The sequence below is a fragment of the Streptomyces sp. A18 genome (assembly GCF_059026065.1).
Genome location: NZ_JBWLKL010000157.1, coordinates 1 through 465, shown reverse-complemented (window position 1 = coordinate 465; position 465 = coordinate 1). Strand labels below are relative to the sequence as shown.

Genomic DNA, 465 nt, shown 5'->3' with positions numbered 1-465 from the left:
TCGCCGCTGGAGGACGGTTCGCTGGATGGTTACAGCGTGCATCCGGTGCCGCTGACGACGCTGACGGTCGAGGCGCTCAAGGAGTTAGACCTGTCGCGCAAGGACGCGGACCGTTGCAAGAACATGTTCGCGCTGGGGTTGCTGTCGTGGATGTATCACCGGCCGACCGAGGGCACGGAGAAGTTCCTGCGGACGAAGTTCGAGAAGAAGCCGGACATCGCCGAGGCCAACGTCACTGCCTTCAGGGCGGGCTGGAACTTCGGTGAGACGACGGAGGACTTCGCGGTCTCCTATGAGGTCGCTCCGGCGGCGACGGCGTTCCCGGCCGGTACCTACCGCAACATCTCGGGGAACCTGGCGCTGTCCTATGGGTTGATCGCGGCGGCCAGGCAGGCGGATCTGCCGTTGTATCTGGGTTCGTATCCGATCACTCCGGCCTCCGACATCCTGCACGAGCTGTCGAAG

At 64.1% G+C, this 465-nt stretch carries 1 protein-coding gene; it reads left to right on the top strand.

Annotation, left to right across the window (positions count from 1 at the left end; all coding sequences use genetic code 11):
• Window positions 1-465 (top strand): 2-oxoacid:acceptor oxidoreductase family protein (locus AC5P1C_RS43950; protein ID WP_493871609.1); only part of this gene is annotated, 465 nt, incomplete at both ends.